The organism is Leifsonia sp. NPDC056665 (genome assembly GCF_042791795.1).
In the GTDB taxonomy this organism is placed as follows: domain Bacteria; phylum Actinomycetota; class Actinomycetes; order Actinomycetales; family Microbacteriaceae; genus Leifsonia.
Window position 1 is genome coordinate 261626 of record NZ_JBHTXK010000002.1, and the last position, 17966, is coordinate 279591.

At 69.3% G+C, this 17966-nt stretch carries 19 protein-coding genes and 1 tRNA gene; 11 read left to right on the top strand and 9 right to left on the bottom strand.

The genetic code is table 11. From position 1 onward, the window contains the following. The first annotated feature begins 43 nt into the window (after window positions 1-43). Window positions 44-607: a dihydrofolate reductase family protein gene (locus ACFQ9V_RS03535; protein ID WP_382457795.1), complete on the top strand. Its 564-nt coding sequence runs from the start codon at window positions 44-46 to the stop codon at window positions 605-607. Here ACFQ9V_RS03535 and ACFQ9V_RS03540 read toward each other — a convergent pair. From ACFQ9V_RS03540 to ACFQ9V_RS03550, 3 genes are all read right to left on the bottom strand, one after another. Next, window positions 588-1151: a hypothetical protein gene (locus ACFQ9V_RS03540; RefSeq protein ID WP_382457796.1), complete on the bottom strand. Its 564-nt coding sequence runs from the start codon at window positions 1149-1151 to the stop codon at window positions 588-590. The genes ACFQ9V_RS03535 and ACFQ9V_RS03540 overlap by 20 nt on opposite strands. A 99-nt stretch (window positions 1152-1250) precedes the next feature. After that, complete coding sequence (locus ACFQ9V_RS03545; RefSeq protein ID WP_382457797.1) at window positions 1251-2648, bottom strand: MFS transporter; 1398 nt, start codon at window positions 2646-2648, stop codon at window positions 1251-1253. Further along, window positions 2645-3085: a MarR family winged helix-turn-helix transcriptional regulator gene (locus ACFQ9V_RS03550; protein ID WP_382457798.1), complete on the bottom strand. Its 441-nt coding sequence runs from the start codon at window positions 3083-3085 to the stop codon at window positions 2645-2647. Before ACFQ9V_RS03550 ends, ACFQ9V_RS03545 begins: the two co-directional genes overlap by 4 nt. An 83-nt stretch (window positions 3086-3168) precedes the next feature. Here ACFQ9V_RS03550 and ACFQ9V_RS03555 point away from each other — a divergent pair, with 83 nt between their 5' ends. Together ACFQ9V_RS03555 and ACFQ9V_RS03560 are read left to right on the top strand one after the other, a co-directional pair. Next, a complete protein-coding gene (locus ACFQ9V_RS03555) occupies window positions 3169-4425 on the top strand; it encodes an APC family permease (protein ID WP_382457799.1) in 1257 nt (418 codons plus the stop codon). A gap of 102 nt (window positions 4426-4527) precedes the next feature. Further along, window positions 4528-5043 carry a hypothetical protein gene (locus ACFQ9V_RS03560; protein ID WP_382457800.1) on the top strand — a complete coding sequence of 172 codons (516 nt, stop codon included), beginning with the start codon at window positions 4528-4530 and terminating at the stop codon, window positions 5041-5043. A gap of 64 nt (window positions 5044-5107) precedes the next feature. On the opposite strand, the gene ACFQ9V_RS03565 is transcribed toward ACFQ9V_RS03560, so the two are convergent. Next, window positions 5108-5191, bottom strand: a tRNA-Leu gene (locus ACFQ9V_RS03565). 154 nt (window positions 5192-5345) lie between these two features. On the opposite strand from ACFQ9V_RS03565, the gene ACFQ9V_RS03570 reads away from it, so the two are divergent. The 7 genes from ACFQ9V_RS03570 to pknB all read left to right on the top strand — a co-directional run bounded on the left by ACFQ9V_RS03570 (window position 5346) and on the right by pknB (window position 14260). Continuing rightward, complete coding sequence (locus tag ACFQ9V_RS03570) at window positions 5346-6059, top strand: FhaA domain-containing protein (protein ID WP_382457801.1); 714 nt, start codon at window positions 5346-5348, stop codon at window positions 6057-6059. Further along, on the top strand, window positions 6056-6649 hold the full coding sequence (locus tag ACFQ9V_RS03575) for an FHA domain-containing protein (RefSeq protein ID WP_382457802.1): 594 nt from the start codon (window positions 6056-6058) through the stop codon (window positions 6647-6649). Before ACFQ9V_RS03570 ends, ACFQ9V_RS03575 begins: the two co-directional genes overlap by 4 nt. Window positions 6650-6652: 3 nt before the next feature. After that, window positions 6653-7900 carry a PP2C family protein-serine/threonine phosphatase gene (locus ACFQ9V_RS03580; protein WP_382457803.1) on the top strand — a complete coding sequence of 416 codons (1248 nt, stop codon included), beginning with the start codon at window positions 6653-6655 and terminating at the stop codon, window positions 7898-7900. After that, window positions 7884-9281, top strand: a complete 1398-nt coding sequence (locus ACFQ9V_RS03585; protein ID WP_382457804.1) for an FtsW/RodA/SpoVE family cell cycle protein — start codon at window positions 7884-7886, stop codon at window positions 9279-9281. The genes ACFQ9V_RS03580 and ACFQ9V_RS03585 overlap by 17 nt, the downstream gene beginning before the upstream one ends. A gap of 3 nt (window positions 9282-9284) precedes the next feature. After that, the gene (locus tag ACFQ9V_RS03590) at window positions 9285-10739 is read left to right on the top strand and encodes a peptidoglycan D,D-transpeptidase FtsI family protein (protein WP_382457805.1); all 1455 of its coding nucleotides are present in this window, start codon (window positions 9285-9287) and stop codon (window positions 10737-10739) included. After that, complete coding sequence (locus ACFQ9V_RS03595; RefSeq protein WP_382457806.1) at window positions 10736-12451, top strand: serine/threonine protein kinase; 1716 nt, start codon at window positions 10736-10738, stop codon at window positions 12449-12451. Before ACFQ9V_RS03590 ends, ACFQ9V_RS03595 begins: the two co-directional genes overlap by 4 nt. A 114-nt stretch (window positions 12452-12565) precedes the next feature. Continuing rightward, complete coding sequence (gene pknB / locus ACFQ9V_RS03600) at window positions 12566-14260, top strand: Stk1 family PASTA domain-containing Ser/Thr kinase (protein WP_382457807.1); 1695 nt, start codon at window positions 12566-12568, stop codon at window positions 14258-14260. 18 nt (window positions 14261-14278) lie between these two features. Here pknB and ACFQ9V_RS03605 read toward each other — a convergent pair whose 3' ends face one another. From ACFQ9V_RS03605 to ACFQ9V_RS03615, 3 genes are read right to left on the bottom strand one after another with little or no spacing between them, the layout of a single operon-like run. After that, window positions 14279-14917, bottom strand: coding sequence for an anthranilate synthase component II (locus ACFQ9V_RS03605; RefSeq protein ID WP_382457808.1), 639 nt, complete (start codon window positions 14915-14917; stop codon window positions 14279-14281). Then, complete coding sequence (locus ACFQ9V_RS03610; RefSeq protein ID WP_382457809.1) at window positions 14914-15072, bottom strand: hypothetical protein; 159 nt, start codon at window positions 15070-15072, stop codon at window positions 14914-14916. Before ACFQ9V_RS03610 ends, ACFQ9V_RS03605 begins: the two co-directional genes overlap by 4 nt. A gap of 3 nt (window positions 15073-15075) precedes the next feature. After that, window positions 15076-15882: a class E sortase gene (locus ACFQ9V_RS03615; RefSeq protein ID WP_382457810.1), complete on the bottom strand. Its 807-nt coding sequence runs from the start codon at window positions 15880-15882 to the stop codon at window positions 15076-15078. 108 nt (window positions 15883-15990) lie between these two features. Between ACFQ9V_RS03615 and ACFQ9V_RS03620 the strand changes: the two genes are divergently transcribed. Next, window positions 15991-16251 carry a cell division protein CrgA gene (locus ACFQ9V_RS03620; RefSeq protein WP_179604135.1) on the top strand — a complete coding sequence of 87 codons (261 nt, stop codon included), beginning with the start codon at window positions 15991-15993 and terminating at the stop codon, window positions 16249-16251. 179 nt (window positions 16252-16430) lie between these two features. Here the strand turns inward: ACFQ9V_RS03620 and ACFQ9V_RS03625 are convergent, their stop codons facing one another. Both ACFQ9V_RS03625 and ACFQ9V_RS03630 read right to left on the bottom strand, forming a co-directional pair. After that, window positions 16431-17288: a rhomboid family intramembrane serine protease gene (locus ACFQ9V_RS03625; RefSeq protein ID WP_382457811.1), complete on the bottom strand. Its 858-nt coding sequence runs from the start codon at window positions 17286-17288 to the stop codon at window positions 16431-16433. A gap of 27 nt (window positions 17289-17315) precedes the next feature. Beyond that, complete coding sequence (locus tag ACFQ9V_RS03630; RefSeq protein ID WP_370055415.1) at window positions 17316-17855, bottom strand: peptidylprolyl isomerase; 540 nt, start codon at window positions 17853-17855, stop codon at window positions 17316-17318. Between the last annotated feature and the right edge of the window lie 111 nt (window positions 17856-17966).

Sequence of the window (17966 nt, forward strand, 5' to 3'; positions counted from 1 at the left end):
GGCGCCCCTCCCCGCGGCCGCCCCGGAGGCCTAGAGTCGCCGCATGTCGCTCGTCTTCTCGGCTCTTGCGTCCCTCGACGGCTACACCGTCGACACCTCCGGCTCGTTCGACTGGGCCACTCCTGACGAGGAGGTGCACGCCGCCGTGAACGCCCGGGAGCGCGGCATCGGCACCTACCTCTACGGCCGTCGCATGTTCGAGACCATGCACGTGTGGCAGGACATCGGCTCCAATGACGAGCCCGCGGTCATGCGCGAGTACGCGGACATCTGGCGCGACGCCGACAAGATCGTGTACTCGTCCTCGCTCACCGGTGTCACGACGCCCCGCACGACGGTCGAGGCGGTGTTCGATCCGGTCGCCGTCCGCGCGCTGGTGGAGGCCGCGCCCGGCGACGTGTCGATCGGCGGCCCGACGCTCGCGGCGGAGGCCTTCCGCGCCGGACTGGTGGACGAGGTCATGCTCTACCTCGTCCCGGTGTCCGTCGGCGGTGGCACGGCCGCGCTGCCGACCGATCTCATGCTCGACCTCGAGTTGCTGGAGGAGCACGCCTTCCCGTCCGGGACCGTGATGCTGCGCTACCGGGTCAGCTCACCCGCAGCGTGACGCTGGGCCGGTCGAGCGCGAGCTCCAGGTCGTGCAGCGTGACGCCATGCTCGCCGAGGATGGCGACCGGGTAGAAGAAAGCGTCGTACCCGGACCCCGTGCCGGGGAGGTGCACGCCGTCCGACTCGAACGGGAGCGGGTGGCCGGAGGTGCGGGTCACCAGGTCGCCGTCGTCGCCCAGCTCCACCGAGACCGAGCGGGTCGGCGCTCCGCGCTCCAGGAAGCTCCAGCTCATCGCCGGCAGCCGCACGTCGATCGTCGCCCGGTAGAGGTCGCGCTGCTCGCTGAGGAGGCCGGCGGCCCAGCCGACCGTCTCGGTGGCGCCGTGCAGCAGCATCCAGCCGTTGATGGCGGAAGTGAGGACGAGCAGTCCTGAGCCTTCGCCGAGGTGCGGGTTCTCGCACCAGGAGAACTGCTCGTCGAGGATCTCGGCCTCCAGCTCGGTCGCGACGCCGCGCGCGGGACCGGCGGGCAGGAAGATCCAGCTCCCGCTCGCGAACACGTCGAAGAGCGGCTCGCTCAGCACCGGGACGTCCTCGGACACGAGAGGATTCTACGGCGCGGCGGCAATCAACCGGCGAGGGGCACGTTAACGCCCCTAAAACCCGGTTTTAAGGGCAACTACGTGCCCCTCGGCGACCGATCAAGCGCCGGTCGCGAGCCGGTCGACCCGGCGCAGCGAGCGGTCCACGAGCGTGATCACCAGGAACAGCGCGCCGGCGCCGAGCATGAACCAGGCCAGGTCGTGCAGGCCCCCGGTGTCCGCCGTCGTGTGGAAGAACGCTCCGGTCGCCGCCGAGGCGAGCATCGCGCCCAGGTACATGAAGGTGCGCAGCAGTCCCGACGTCGCGCCCATCCGGGTCGGGTCGGCCTGGTGATAGAGCGTGTTCTGGATGGCGAGGTTCACCAGACCCTGCGGGACGCCGGTGACGATCGCGATGAGCACGAGGAACCAGATCGCGGCCTCCGCTCCCACCAGGAGCAGCAGCACCGCCATCACGATCTGACCGGCCGCGCCCACGATGAGCTTCCAGCGGATCTCCGGCTTGCGCCCGAACAAGGACGCAACGACGATCCCGACCCCGAAGGTCGGCAGCAGGATGAGGCCCGCAGCCGCCGGCGACAGGCCACGGCCGCCCTCCAGCCACTGCGTGAACCCGTAGAGGTAGCAGTACGAGACGGTCGCCGCGAGCACGGCGCGCGCGTACGTGACCAGCAGAGGGATGTTGCCCGCGAACACCCGCACGTCGATGAACGGGTCGGGGCGGCGCAGCTCCCAGAGCGCGAAGGCCGCAGCGAACACCGCGGCGAGCGCGAGCAGCCAGAGCTGCGCGAGGTGGATGTTCATCAGGAAGAGCAGGAGGCTCACCAGCGTGGCAGCGAACAGCGCGACGCCGAGGTAGTCGAGCCGTCCCCGCGCCGGCCGGGTCGCGTCCAGCGCCGTCGACTTCGGGAGGAAGAGCAGGCTGAGCACCAGCGACGCGATCGCCAGCGGGATGTTCACAGCGAAGGTCGCGCGCCAGCCGCCCACCTGGATGAGGAGGCCGCCGAGCGTCGGCCCGATGACCGCGATGGTCTGGGTCGTCACCGACAGCGCGGTCAGCACGCCGGCCGGGCTCCGCATCCCGGTGCGGGTCGCCTCGCTGCGGATGAGGTACATGGCCGCCGGGTAGCCCGCGCAGGTGCCGAAGCCGAGGATGACGCGCGCGATCACCAGCACCGCGATGTTCGGCGCGAACACGCCGATCACCCCCGCCAGCCCGGTGAGGATCGCGCCGGCGACGGACAGCCGCCGCGGCCCGAACATGTCCACCAGCCGGCCGACGAGCGGCTGCCCGATCGAGGTCGCCAGATAGAGGGAGGACACCAGCCACGCCGTCTCGGAGGCCGGCGCGCCGAGCGCGGTGGCGATGGGCACGAGCGCGACCGCGATGATCGACGAGTTGACCGGGTTGAGGACGGCGCCGATCATCATCGGCGCGAGCAGCCGCCGGTCGAACCGGTCGGCGGGGCCTGGCTTGGCGGCGATCAGGTCGATCACGCGCTCACCAGCTTGTCGATGAGCACGGTCGCGGCGAGCACCGTCTGGCGCTCCTCCTCGGTGAGCCGCTCCTCCATCGCCTGCACGAGCCACTCGCGCCGGGCGTCCAGGTTGCCGCTCTCGGCCTCCCGCCCCGCATCGGTCAGGGAGACGAGCTGGCGGCGGCCGTCGGTGGGGTCGGGCGTGCGGACGACGAGGCCGAGCTCCTCGAGCGACGCGATCGTGGTGGCCATAGACTGCGGGCGCACGCCCTCCAGCTCGGCCAGGCGGGAGGCCGTGTTGCCCTCGCCCTTGCCGATGCGCGCCAGCGCGGACGACTGCTGCGCGCTCAGACCGGCAGGCTCGGTCGCCACCTCGCGCAGCCGGCGGCGGAGCCGCGCGAAGGCGACCCGGAGGTCGAGGGCCGCACGGATGGAGGAGGCGGAGGGATCGGGCATATCGACAGTCTAGCTGCTCAGTTGCAACTGTGCAGCTCAGACTGTCTAATCGCGGTTCACGCGCGACGGCTAGGCTGCCGCCCGTGACCACCCCCGCCTCCCCGGCACCCGGCGCGCTCGCACGGCGACTCACCCTCGGCGACGCCGTGACGATCGGCCTCGGCTCGATGATCGGCGCCGGGATCTTCGCGTCCTTCGCCCCTGCCGCCGCGACCGCCGGCGTCGGACTGCTGGTCGGCCTGGTCATCGCCGGCTTCATCGCCTTCTGCAACGCGACCTCCTCCGCGCAGCTCGCGGCCCAGTACCCGACCTCCGGCGGCACGTACGTCTACGGGCGCGAGCGGCTGGGCGAGTGGCCCGGCTTCCTCGCCGGCTGGTCGTTCGTGGTCGGCAAGACCGCCAGCTCGGCCGCCATGGCGATCACATTCGCGACCTACGCGGTGCCCGCGGCCTGGGTGAAGCCCGTCGCCATCCTCGCGGTCGTGGTGCTGACGCTCGTCAACACGCTCGGGATCACGCGGACGGCGCTCCTCACCCGCATCCTGGTGGGGGCGGCCCTCCTCGCCCTCACCGTGGCCGTGGCGATCGGCTTCACGCACACCGCGGCGAGTGTCTCCTCCCCCGGCACCGCGCCGACGGTCTACGGCGTCCTCCAATCGGCCGGCTTCCTCTTCTTCGCGTTCGCCGGCTACGCCCGGATCGCGACCATGGGCGAGGAGGTCGTCGACCCGGCACGCACCATCCCGCGCGCGATCACGACCGCCCTCGCGATCGCGCTCGTGGTCTACGCGCTCGTCGCCGTCTCCGCCCTCCACGCGCTCGGCGCCGCAGGACTCGCGTCGGCGGCCGCCCCGCTCAGCGCCGTGGCCGACACCACGGGAGCGGACTGGCCGGGCATCGTGATCCGTGTCGGCGCCGCCGCGGCAGCACTCGGCGCCCTGCTCGCGATGATCGCCGGCATCGGGCGGACGAGCCTCGCAATGGCCCGCAACCGCGACCTCCCGGGCTGGTTCGCCGCTGTGCACCCGCGCTTCCGCGTCCCCTACCGCGCCGAGCTCGCTCTCGGGCTCGTTGTCTGCGTGCTCATCGCGGTGACCGACCTCCGCGGCGCGATCGGCTTCTCGTCGTTCGGCGTGCTCCTCTATTACGTCGTCGCGAACGTGTCGGCCTGGACGCAGGACCCGGCGAACCGGCGCTACCCCCGCGCGCTGACGGTCGCGGGAGCGGTGGGATGCCTAGTGCTGGTCGTGACCCTGCCGGTGTCGTCGATCGTGGCGGGCGTCCTGGTGCTGGCGGCGGGGGTCGTCTACCGAGCCGTGCGGCTGCGTGTCGCGCGGTGAGGCGCGAGCGTCCTCAGATCCGTTCGGGGCATGACCGGCCGGTTCGCCCCGTGCCGCTGCCGACCCCGAGTGCTTTACTGAGAAGAACTCAAAAGGGGGCACATGATGGAGAAAGCGACGTATCTGGGCACCGACATCGCGGGGATGATGCATGCGGCGCGCGCGGAAGCGCGGCGCATCACGGATGCGAACAAGGGTGACCTGGTCAGCGACCACAAAGCCATCCTCGACCGACTCGAAGCGGCCGACCTGATCACCGACGAAGAAGTCGAAACACTTCTGGCGTTGTACAAACTCGGATACGAGGCCGGGGAGAAGAAGACCGATCCCCAGCGGGCGTACTTCGAGTCGTGGGAGATGTACGACACGATGGCCGCGGGCGGCAAGGCCAGTCCCGTTGCGCTCGTCGTGGCGTCGGCCGCTGTCGGCTCATTCGAGATCTCGGTCAATCCGGAAGGGTCCACGACGGTCGCGATCGCCCGGGTGAGCTACGGCTCGAGTCTGGCGGGCATCGGAGCCGGCATCGGATCGCTCCTCGGCGGGCCGGCCGGTGGCGTGCTCGGCGGGGCGATAGGCGGCCTCATCGGTGGAATAGTCGACGACAAGAAAAGCAAGTAGAAACGCTCACCAGGCAACGCAGAAGGGCCGGCTCGACTTTCCCGTCGAACCGGCCCTTCGTTCGTGCGCGAGGGGGGACTTGAACCCCCACGCCCTTGCGGGCACTGGCACCTGAAGCCAGCGCGTCTGCCAATTCCGCCACTCGCGCGAACCCAGGAAGACTAACACGACAGCGTCTCCGACACCGAATCCGCGGGACCCCCTGAACACGCTCTTCACCTGTGAGGCAGCCGTGCGGGGGTGTCTTCCAGGGGGTTCCGACTAACATGCATGTAGCTGGCCAAGCCGGGAGCGGGAGACTAGTGGGCATTCTGGACAACTTCGAGCGGGGGCTCGAGCGCGCCGTCAATGGCGCGTTCGCGAAGACCTTCCGTTCCGGGCTGCAGCCCGTGGAGCTCACCAGCGCCATCCGCAAGGAGATGGACACCAAGGCGGCCGTCGTCTCCCGGGACCGGGTGCTGGCGCCGAACCGCTTCGTCCTGAGGATGTCTGCCGCCGACTACAAGCGCATGAGCTCGATGGGCGCCGCACTCACCGACGAGCTCGTGTCGTTCGCGCAGAAGCACGCCACCAGCCAGCACTACGCGTTCGCCGGCGGGCTCGCCATCGACCTCCGGGAGGACCCCGACATCAGCGTGGGGATGCTCCGGATCGACTCCGAGAATGTGAAGGGCGACGTCGCCTGGACGCCGGTGCTCGACATCGACGGCCGGCACTACCCGCTCACCGGGGGCCGCACGGTCGTCGGCCGCGGACAGGATGCCGACATCACGGTCGACGACACCGGCATCTCGCGCCGGCACGTCATGATCACCTGGGACGGCCACCGCGCCCAGGTGGAGGACCTCGGCTCCACCAACGGATCGAAGCTGAACGGGCAGCCGGTGAAGAAGGCGATCCTCGAACCCGACTCCGTCGTCACCATCGGCCGCACCCGCATCGTCTTCCGGGTTCTCCCGCAGGCGGCGCCCTCCCCCGGCTCCGCGCAGGGCGACAACTTCTGGAGCACCTCGTGAACCCGAGCGAGCTCACCCTGCTGGTGCTGCGGTTCGGCTTCCTGCTGCTGCTGTGGCTGTTCGTGTTCGGCATCGTCTATGCCCTCCGCACCGACCTGTTCGGCCAGCGCGTGCGCAAGCTCCCGGAGTCGCAGGCGGCCGCCTCGCCGTTCCCGACCCCGGCGGCCGCGCCCGCCGCAGCCCCCGCAGCGGTCCCCGTTCCCGCCGGCCCGACCGAGCCGGTCATGCAGCACGCCCCCGTCTCCAACCTCCCGGCCGGCGCCAACACCGCCGTGGGAGGCACGAAGGCCAGCGTCCAGACGGCCCACCGCCTCGTCCTCACCTCCGGACCGCGCGCCGGCACCGAGCTCGCGCTCGGCCGCGACCCCATCACCATCGGCCGGTCCAGCGAGTCCGGGCTGGTCATCCGCGACGACTACACCTCCACCCACCACGCCCGCCTGCTCCTGTGGAACGACGAGTGGATGATCCAGGATCTGGACTCGACAAACGGCACGTTCCTCGACGGCCGCCGCGTCACCGTCCCGACCCAGGTCCCGCTCGACACCCCGATCAAGATCGGGACCACCACATTCGAGCTGCGACGGTAACCCGTGGCAGGCAATCGGGCAGCGGCCGTCTCCCACGTCGGGAAGATCCGCTCGAACAACCAGGACTCCGGCTATGCGGGGCATGAGCTGTTCGTGGTGGCCGACGGCATGGGCGGCCATGCCGGCGGGGACGTCGCCAGCGCGATCGCGGTCAACCGCATCAAGGAGGCCGACGGCGAGTACGACACGGCTCCGGAGGCGGAGTTCGCCCTCCAGTCCGCGCTGATCGCCGCCAACTCGCTGCTCGCCGAGACCGTCTTCGAGCATCCGGAGCTCACCGGGATGGGCACCACCGTCAGCGCGCTCATGCGGGTCGGCGACGAGATCGCCATCGCCCACATCGGCGACTCCCGCATCTACCTCTTCCGCGACGGCGAGCTCAGCCAGGTCTCTGTCGACCACACCTTCGTGCAGCGGCTGGTCGACAGCGGCCGCATCACGGAGGAGGAGGCGATGGTCCACCCCCGCCGCTCGGTGCTGATGCGCGTGCTCGGCGACGTCGACGCCTCCCCCGAGATCGACACCCTCATCCTCGCGACGCGGCCGGGCGACCGCTGGTTGATCTGCTCGGACGGGCTCAGCGGCGTCGTGAAGAACGACGACCTCCTCGCGGCCCTCGGCGCGCGCGACGCGCCCAAGCAGGTCGCGGACAAACTCCTCAAGCAGAGCCTCGACGCCGGCGCGCCCGACAACGTCACCGTCGTGATCCTCGACATCGCGGACGTCGCCCGCGGCGACGTCGTGAAGGAGCCGATCACGGTCGGCTCGGCGGCGGCCCCCCTCCAGTTCGGGGAGCCCAAGCCCGCGACACGCGCCACGCGCCTCCCGACCCTCCGCCTCCACCCGGTGCGGCCCGCCACCGGCCCGACGCACTTCGAGCCGCAGTCGGAGGACTATTTCGACGAGCTGATCGAGGAGGACGAGCGCCGGGTGCGCCGCCGCCGGCTCACCTGGATGATCGGGCTGGCAGTGCTCGTCGTCGCGATCGTGCTCGCGGTGCTCTTCGGGTACCAGTGGACCCAGTCCCGCTTCTTCGTCGGCTCGTCGCCCACCGGCAAGGTCGCGATCTACCAGGGCGTGCAGCAGAACCTCGGGCCGATCGTGCTCTCGCACGTGTACGAGGAGTCCGATGTGCCGGTGAAGAGCCTCCCGCAGTACGACAAGCAGCTCGTGCAGCAGACCATCAACGCGGACGACCTGGCGGCCGCCCGCGCGATCGTGGACCAGTTGACCGATGCCGCAAAACAGTAGCGTGAGCGAGCGGAAGCAGGCCAGGCCGGCCACCGGCCCGGTCAAGCGGCTGCGCCTTCCCGCCAAACAGCGTAACCTCGAGTTGTTCCTCCTGGCCATCGCGTGCGGCATCAACGCGGCGGCGATCGTGCTCGTCCAGCTCGGCGCGCTCGGCCACCTCGACCTCACGCTCGTCTACCTCGGCGCCGGCCTGGCCGCGCTCGTGCTCGGGATGCACATCGCGCTGCGGATCGTCGCCCCGCAGGCCGACCCGTTCCTGCTCCCGATCGCCACCGTCCTGACGGGCATCGGGATCGCGGAGATCTACCGGATCGACATCCACTTCAAGGACTCCGGCTGGAACAGCGCTGGCGTCAAGCAAATCGCCTGGGCCGCCATCGCCATCGCGTGCGCCATCGCGGTCATCGTCGTCATCCGCAACCACCGCGTGCTGCAGCGCTACACCTACATCTTCGGCCTCGCCGCGCTCGTCCTGCTGCTCCTTCCGATGCTGCCTGGCATCGGCAGGGAGATCTACGGGGCGCGGGTGTGGATCGGAATCGGCCCGTTCAGCTTCCAGCCGGGCGAGCTCGCCAAGCTCTGTCTCGCGATCTTCTTCGCCGGCTACCTGGTGCAGGCCAGGGACTCGCTGTCGATGGTGGGAAAGAAGTTCCTCGGCATCCGCTTCCCACGCGCCCGCGACCTCGGCCCGCTGCTGATCGTCTGGCTGATGTCGATGGCCGTCATCGTGTTCCAGCGCGACCTGGGCACCGGCCTCCTCATCTTCGGGCTGTTCCTCGTGATGGTGTACGTCGCCACCGCCCGGATCAGCTGGGTGATCCTCGGTCTGCTGCTGATCGGCGGCGGCGCGGTCGTCGCCAGCCAGCTCCTGCCGTACGTCCACGACCGGTTCGCGAACTGGCTCGAGCCGTTCTCCCAGAAGGTCTACGACGCGCAGGGCGGCAGCTTCCAGCTCGTGCAGGGCCTCTTCGGCCTCGCGCACGGCGGCCTGATCGGCACCGGGCTCGGCCAGGGCCAGCCGTGGGTCACTCCGGTGTCGCAGAGCGACTACATCATCGCCAGCATCGGCGAGGAGCTCGGCCTGGCCGGCCTGTTCGCGATCTTCGCTCTGTACTTGATCTTCGTGGCCCGCGGCCTCCGGATCGGCTTCGCCGGCCAGGACGACTTCGGCAAGCTGCTCGCGGTGGGGCTGTCGTTCACGGTGGGCCTGCAGTGCTTCATCGTCATCGGCGGCGTGACGCGGGTGATCCCGCTCACCGGTCTGACGACGCCGTTCCTCGCGGCGGGAGGCTCGTCCCTGGTGGCCAACTGGATCATCGTGGCACTGCTGCTGCGACTCTCCGACACCGTCCGCAACCAACCCCGTCTGGTGGTGAGCTGAACGATGAATCGTGAGATCAAGCGGGTCAGCACGATCGTGCTGGTGATGTTCCTGGCACTCCTGGTGTCCACGTCCATCCTGCAGGCGTTCCAGGCGGACAGCCTGGCCGCCGACGCGCGGAACACCCGCGCGCGGAACGACAGCTACGCGGCCCAGCGCGGCGCCATCCTCGTCGCCGGCCAGCCGATCGCGCAGTCCGTGCCATCGAGCGACCTGTACAAGTGGCAGCGCGAGTACAGCAACGGGCCGCTGTACTCGGCCGTGACCGGCTTCTACCCCGTCAACGGCGAGGCGACCGGGCTGGAGGGCGCCCTCGACGACCGGCTGTCCGGCACCTCGAACTCGCAGTTCTTCGAGCGGATCAACTCGATCCTGACCGGCAAGAACCCGCAGGGCGCGACGGTCGAGACGACGATCGACCCGAAGGCCCAGCAGGCGGCCTGGGACGCGCTCGGCAACTACCAGGGCGCCGTGGTGCTGCTGGAGCCGAAGACCGGCAAGATCCTCGCGATGGTCACGAAGCCCACCTACGACCCGAACGTGCTGGCCTCCCACGACACCGCGGCCGTCAACACGGCCTACCAGCAGCTCCTCGACACCGCGGGCAGCCCGCTCACCAACCGCACCATCGGCGGCAACCTCAACCCGCCCGGCTCCACGTTCAAGCCGGTGATGAGCGCCGCAGCCTTCGGGACGGGCCAGTTCACCAAGGACAGCCAGCTGCCGAACGTGGCCTCCCTCCCCCTCCCCGGCTCGCCGACCGTCGTCAAGAACGACTCGCTGACCACCTGCGGCCCCGGCGCGACGGTGTCGATCGCGACCGCGCAGATCCTCTCCTGCAACATCCCGTTCGCGGAGCTCGGGATGCAGCTGCAGCCGCAGGTCATCAAGGACCAGGCAGACAAGTTCGGCTTCAACCAGCCGCTGAGCATCCCGATCCCGGTCGAGAAGAGCGTCTACCCGCTCTACACCGACCCTGCGGAGCGGGCGCTCGGCTCCTTCGGGCAGAAGGACGACCGAGCGACCCCGCTGCAGATGGCGATGGTGTCGGCCGCGGTCGCGAACGGCGGCAAGCTCATGACGCCGAACCTGGTCGACTCGATCCGCTCGTCGGATCTGCAGCCGATCGAGACGTTCCAGCCCCAGCAGTTCTCGCAGCCGATGAGCCAGCAGAACGCCGACACCATCAAGCAGATGATGGTCGACGGCGTCGATCACGGCGTTGCGAGCAATGCAAGAATAGACGGGGTCGAGGTCGGCGGTAAGACGGGGACGGCGCAGAACGGGTCGACTGATCCTTACACCCTGTGGTTCACAGGATTCGCGCCGGCGAACGACCCTCAGTTCGCTGTTGCGGTAGTCGTTGAAAATGGCGGTGGACGCGGTCAGAACGGCACGGGTAACTCCATCGCCGCGCCGATCGCGAAAAAAGTACTAGAGGCGGTGCTGAATAAATGAGACCCACAGCAGGGCTCACCTTCGGAGGACGTTACGAGCTGCAGTCGCGCATCGCGATCGGCGGCATGGGCGAGGTCTGGCAGGCGACCGATCTGGTCATCGGCCGCACCGTCGCCATCAAGATCCTCAAGGACGAGTACCTCGGCGACCCCGGCTTCCTCGAGCGCTTCCGCGCGGAGGCCAGGCACGCCGCGCTCGTCAACCACGAAGGCATCGCGAACGTCTACGACTACGGCGAGGAGGAGGGCAGTGCCTTCCTCGTGATGGAGCTGGTGCCCGGTGAGGCGCTCTCGACCATCCTCGAGCGCGAGCACGTGCTCAGCACCGACCGCACCCTCGACATCGTCGCGCAGACCGCCGCCGCCCTGCACGCCGCGCACGCAGCCGGGCTGGTCCACCGCGATATCAAGCCGGGAAACCTCCTGATCACGCCGGACGGCCGGGTCAAGATCACCGACTTCGGCATCGCGCGCATCGCCGACCAGGTCCCGCTCACCGCCACCGGCCAGGTCATGGGAACGGTCCAGTACCTGTCGCCTGAGCAGGCGTCAGGACACCCGGCCTCGCCGACCACCGACATCTACTCGCTCGGCATCGTCGCCTACGAGTGCCTCGCGGGCCGGCGGCCGTTCACCGGTGAGTCGCAGGTCGCCATCGCGATGGCGCAGATCAACGAGGCGCCGCCGGAGCTGCCGGCCACGGTCGCCGAGCCGGTCCGCAACCTCGTCTTCGCCTGCATCGCCAAGAACCCCGCCGACCGCCCCGCCTCGGCGGCACACCTGGCGCGTGCGGCGCAGGCCCTGCGCCGCGGCGACATCCGTGCCGCGGCCGCGTCGGTTCCCGCCATCCTCGGCGCCGCGGTCGCCGCCGACGCCGCGACCGTGCTGATGACCTCCGCCAACCCCGCCCCGACGCAGGCCACCACGGTCCTGCCCGCCGCGGCCGCCGGTGCCGCCGTCGAGGAGGAGGAGACCGAGGAGCCGGTCGAGGAGAAGAAGCGCAGCCCGTGGACCTGGCCGCTCATCGCGCTCATCGCGCTGCTGGCACTGGTCCTCATCGGGACGATCATCGCGCTGCTCGCGCAGCCCAAGACCCCGGTCGCGACCAGCACGACGCCCCCCGTCGTCCACACCACCCCGCCGCCCGCATCACCGACTCCCTCGGCCACCCCGACCAGCACGACGGTGCAGATCAACGAGGGCGACTACCTCGGCCTGACCGGCGACCAGGCCAGGCAGAAGCTCCAGGGCGTCGGGATGGTCGCCGACGTGCAGACCGGCTCTGCGGCCTCCTCGGCCGGCCAGGTCAACACCGTGTACTCGGTCAACCCGACCGGCCCGGTGCAGAAGGGCACGACGATCACCATCAAGGTGTACGGACCGGTGACGCCGATCCCGACGCCGAGCGACTCGGTCTCCGCCAACCCGCCGTCCGGCCAGGGAGCGGCCAACTCGCAGATCACGGTGTCATTCGGCTCCGCGACCTGCCCTGCGGGCCAGAACCTCACCGGGCGCCGGCTGTTCGTCAACGGGCAGCCGCAGGCCCCCGTCAACGACTCCAAGTTCACCTGGTCGCCGACCGCAGCGGGCAACTACACGCTCAGCTATTCGATCTTCTGCAACCAGGGCGAGTCCGTGGAGTCCGCCCAGTCGCCCACGACCCCGTACACGGTCGTGCCTGCAGGCGGCTCGACCTCCCTCCCGTCGCCGTGATGGGAGCCGCGCCGCGCTGACGACGTCCGGTCTGCCCCCGCCCGGGGGAGACATCCAGAGTCAGCCCGCTACACTATCCGGAGCCATCAGCCACCACCCGAAAAGGAGCCCGCCTTGAGCCCAGATAGCCGCCTGCTCGCAGGCCGATATCAGGTGGGCGAGCTCGTCGGTCGCGGCGGCATGTCCGACGTGCACCGCGGGACGGACACCCGGCTGGGCCGCACGGTCGCCATCAAGCTGCTCAAGCCGTCCCTGGCGACCGATCCGGCGTTCCGCACGCGCTTCCGTCAGGAGGCCCAGGCCGCGGCGCGGATGACGCACCCGACCATCGTGCGCGTGTTCGACGCCGGCGAGGAGACCGTCCGCGAGCCGAACGGCCACGAGGCGCAGCTCCCCTTCATCGTGATGGAGTACGTCGACGGCGTTCTTCTGAAAGATCTCATCAAGCGTGGCCCGCTGGAGGTCGCCGAGGCGGTCCGGATAACCGAGGGCATCCTGACGGCGCTCGAGTACTCGCACCGCGCCGGCGTGGTGCACCGCGACATCAAGCCGGGCAACGTCATGATCACGACGACCGGCCAGGTCAAGGTGATGGACTTCGGCATCGCCCGCGCCATCAGCGACTCCTCCGCCACGGTCGCGCAGACGACCGCGGTGCTCGGCACCGCCAGCTACTTCTCGCCCGAGCAGGCCAAGGGCGAGACGGTCGACGCTCGCACCGACCTCTACTCGACCGGCGTCGTACTGTTCGAGATGCTGACCGGGCGCCCGCCGTTCCGCGGCGACACCCCGGTCGCGGTCGCCTACCAGCACGTCAGCGAGACGGCCGTCGCGCCCAGCACCGTGAACCCCAAGGTCTCCCCGGCGATGGACACCGTGGTCGCCCACGCCCTCACCAAGGACCGCTTCGAGCGCTACCAGACCGTCGCCGACTTCCGTCACGACCTGGAGGAGGCCGCCGCAGGGCGCGTCCCCGTCCACAAGCATCCCGACGAGTTCTCCGAGACGCTCTTCGGGGCGCCGCCGAGCTCGGTCTCCGGCCCGGAGGCCGCCTTCCGTCAGCTCGCGGAGGACCAGACGATGGTCCGCACGCAGCGCCGCCCACCGGTCATCTGGATCTGGGCCGGCATCGCGGTGATGGCGGTCGTGATCGTCGCCGTCCTCGCCTGGGTGCTGAGGATCGCGCCGGGCACGACCATGCCGGACACCTCCCGCGAGGTCCCCAACCTGTCCGGCCAGACGCTCGACAAGGCGACTCAGCAGCTCGAGGACCTCAAGCTCAAGTGGACGCAGTCCACGGAGGCCAGCTCGACCTACGGCAATGGTCAGGTCATCCGCACCGATCCCGCCGCCGGGATCGTCGTGGCCACCGGCGACACCATCAACGTCTTCGTGTCGACGGGCAAGAAGTCCGTGTCCGTCCCCGACCTCACCAATATGACGCAGGACGCCGCGAAGCAGGCGCTGACGACCGCAGGACTCACCCTCGGCCCGGTCACGACGCAGAACTCGGCGACGGTGCCTGCCAACGTCGTCATCCAGACCTCGCCCGCCGCCGGCAGCAACGCGCACGAGGGCGACGCGATCGGCCTCACGGTCTCCAGTGGCAAGGTCACGCTGACCGACCTCACCGGCCAATCCCTGCCCGCGGCCACCTCGCTGCTCCAGCAACTCGGGCTGACGGCCGATCCGAAGGCCGACACCACCTGCAAGCAGAACGCCGGCGCGCCACTGGTGCACACGCAGTCGGTCGCGCCGGGCGACGTGCCCCAGGGGAGCACGGTCGGCCTCACCTACTGCTCGGGCTGACCGACCGGGAGGCTCGGCTCAGCCCAGCTTCACGAGCGGGTTGAGCGAACGTGACGCCTCCGCGGCGCCGGCGAGACCGCACTTCTCGAGCCAGTTGCCGAGCATCCGGTAGCCGCCCTCGGTGAGCACCGACTCCGGGTGGAACTGCACGCCGTAGATGGGCGCGGTCGTGTGCTGCAGCGCCATGATGACGCCGCCGGCCGTGCGCGCGGTGACGACGAGGTCGTCCGGGAGGGTGCCGTCCACGACCGCCAGCGAGTGGTAGCGCGTCGCCGTGAACGGCTGCGGCACGCCGTCGAACAGCAGGCTGTCGTCATGCTCGACCTGCGAGGTCTTGCCGTGCATCAGCTCCTCGGCGTTGGTGACCACGCCGCCGAACGCCTCTGCGATCGCCTGGTGCCCGAGGCAGACCCCGAGCAGCGGCATCCCCGCCTTCAGCGCGAGCTCGACGACCGGGATGGACACCCCGGCGTCGGCCGGCTTGCCCGGTCCTGGCGACACCAGCACCGCGTCGAACTCCGCGACGCGCGCCGGCAGGTCCTCGATCGCGATGTCGTCGTTGCGCACGACCTCGGTCTCGGCGCCGAGCTCACGGAGGTAGCCGTTGAGCGTGTAGACGAAGCTGTCGTAGTTGTCGATGACGAGTACGCGGGTCACGGCCCAACGGTACCTTCCTGGGGTCCGAGGAGCGAATCCACCCACGGGAAGACCCAGGTCACCAGCGCCCACAGCGCGACCGCGAACAGGACCACCAGGATGATGATGCGCAGCCAGACCGGTCCGGGGAGGACGCGCCACAGTGCTCCGTACATGGTTCAGCCTCCCGTCACCGCGGCGCGGATCTCATTCGGAACGTCCTGCGTCGGCTGGTAGCCCGCATAGACGTTGTAGGCGATCAAGCGTTCGCCCGCGTGGAACGGCGGATTGCACGTCGTGATCGTCATGAGCCTGTCGATGGGCTGCACGTCGGGATGGTGCGGCACCGCCGCGATCACCTGCACCTGCGTGGGCTGCACGTACTCGAAGTTGCGGAAGACGTAGGTGTACCAGCCGTCCTTGGTCTGCACGTAGATGCGGTCGCCGATGTGCAGCTTGGACAGGTCGATGAAGGTGTTGCCCCAGCCCGAGTCGTGGCCCGCGACGGCGAAGTTGCCGACCTCCCCCGGCATCGCCGTGCCTGCATAGTGGCCGACGCCCGCGGTGTAGCTGTTGAGGACCTTCTCGACGTCGACCGTCTCGCGGATCGTGCGCTTCCAGTCCGGCCCGAGGCGCGGGATGTAGATCACGGCGAACGGCTCGTAGTCCGCGGGCTGCGCCATCACGGGAGGGTCGACCGCCTCGGGGGACGACGGGTCCGTCGGCGTCGGCCGTGGGGCCTTGATCGCGTCGTCGATCCACTTCTTGCTCTGCTCTTGCGCCGCCGAGGTCTGCTGGCCCGACAGGACGAGGTTGTTCCACCACACCTGCCAGCCGAGGAAGAGGCCGACCAGCACTCCGGCCGTGATGAGCAGCTCACCGATGACGGTGAGGACCACCTCGCCCGCGCTGCGCTTGCGGCGGCGGGGCCGGGCCGCGCGACGGGAGCCGGCGCGATGGCGCTCGGGCTCTGCGGGGTCGGTCATATGGCACATTCTAAGCGGGACGCAGCCCTGCCAAACCGGGTGTTTCCCGGGAACTGCATGCCTGCATCGCCACGAACGTTCAGACCGCTCCCGCTACACTTGTGTGCTATGGCACGCACCAAGTCCAAGACCAAGCTCGAGCGCTCCGCCCGTCCCGAGCGCAGCTCGGCCGCAACCGGCGAGGACGCCCCCAACCCCGTCTGGTTCAAGCCCGTCATGTTCGGCTTCATGCTGCTCGGGCTCATCTGGATCATCGTCTTCTACGTCAGCCAGAACCAGTACCCGATCCCCGCCCTCGGCGCGTGGAACATCCTGGTCGGCTTCGGGATCGCCTTCATCGGCTTCCTGATGACCACCCGCTGGCGCTGACCGCGTCCTCCCCCGCAATCCTCCACTTATCCACAGCAGTTTTCCCCACCGCCCACAGCCCCGCAGTCGGCTTCTCCCCAGTGTTAATAAGCCTGTGGAGAGTTACACCGGTGTAATTATCCCCACTGTTAATAAGGCTGTGGATAACTTATCCACGCGTTGTGGGGAAGTGCCCGGCGTCAGACGAAGTGCAGCAGGCTCGCGCCCACGAGCACCACGCAGAGCACCACGATGAGCGGTGTCTGCCAGCGACGGCGCGACGGCATGCGCGTCTCGACGTAGATCAGCCCGGCGAGGGCTCCGCCGACCAGACCGCCGACGTGCGCCTGCCAGGCGATGTTCATGCCGGGCAGGAAACCGATCGCGAGGTTGAGGCCGACCAGCACGAGGATCTGCATCCCGTTGCCGCCGAGCCTGCGCTGGATGATGAAGAAGGCGCCCAGCATGCCGAAGATCGCGCCGGACGCGCCGATCACCGGCTGGTTGGCCGGGGAGAGCAGCAGCACACCGAGCGACCCGGCGAACCCGCTGATCAGGAACAGCGTGAGGAACCGCGCGCGCCCGAGCACGGGCTCCAGCGCCATCCCGAAGATCCACAGCGTGTACATGTTGAGAGCGATGTGGATGATGTTCGCGTGCAGGAAGACCGAGGTCAGCATCCGCCACGGCTCGAACGCGAGCACCGGCGACAGCGAGCCGGACGGGTACGAGTAGGCGCCGGCGTAGAGCAGGGAGTTCGTGACCTGATTTCCGATCACGGGCAGGTTCTGCAGGATGAACACCAGGATGCAGACACCGATGATCGCGTATGTGACGACCGGCGCGCCCGGCCCGGTCAGCCGGGACACCCACGGTGAGCGGGTGCGCGGCGCGGTGGCGCGCTGCTGCGCCATGCACTCCGGGCAGATCACTCCCACCGCGGCGGGAGTCTGGCACTCACCGCAGATCGGCCGCCCGCAGCGCTGGCAGCGCACATGGCTGACGCGATCGGGGTGCCGGTAGCAGACGGTCGCCGGAGCGTCGACGGGCTGAGACATCGTTCCCTCTCCGCCCTCCAGCAGAACTCAGGCCTGGTCGATCTCGACCGACTCGATCACGACGTCGTCGAGGGGACGGTCGCGGGCGTCGGTCGGCAGCTCGGCGAGCTTGTCGACGATCTTGCGGGACGCGTCGTCCGCGATCTCGCCGAAGATGGTGTGCTTGCCCTGCAGCCACGTGGTGGGCGCCACCGTGATGAAGAACTGCGAGCCGTTCGTGCCGCGGCCGCCCTGGATTCCGGCGTTGGCCATCGCGAGGATGTACGGCTGGGTGAAGTCGAGCTCGGGGTTGATCTCGTCGTCGAACTGGTAGCCAGGGCCGCCGATGCCCTGACCGAGCGGGTCGCCGCCCTGGATCATGAAGCCGGGGATGATGCGGTGGAAGACCACGCCGTCGTAGAGCGGCTTGTTCGTCTTCTCGCCGGTGGCGGGGTGCGTCCACTCGATCTCACCGGTCGCGAGGCCCACGAAGTTACGGACCGTCTTCGGAGCGTGGTTGCCGAAGAGGTTGACCTTGATGTCTCCGTAGTTAGTGTGGAGCGTGGCGACAGCGGTGTGCTTAGACATGCCACTAATTCTTGCACAGGGCCCAGTTGGGTTTCGGGAGCGCACTTCGGCTCTCGGGCCATCCTCAGGGCTTTCGGTGGCAAGATGGAGTGAGTTCGCCCAGCCGACGCA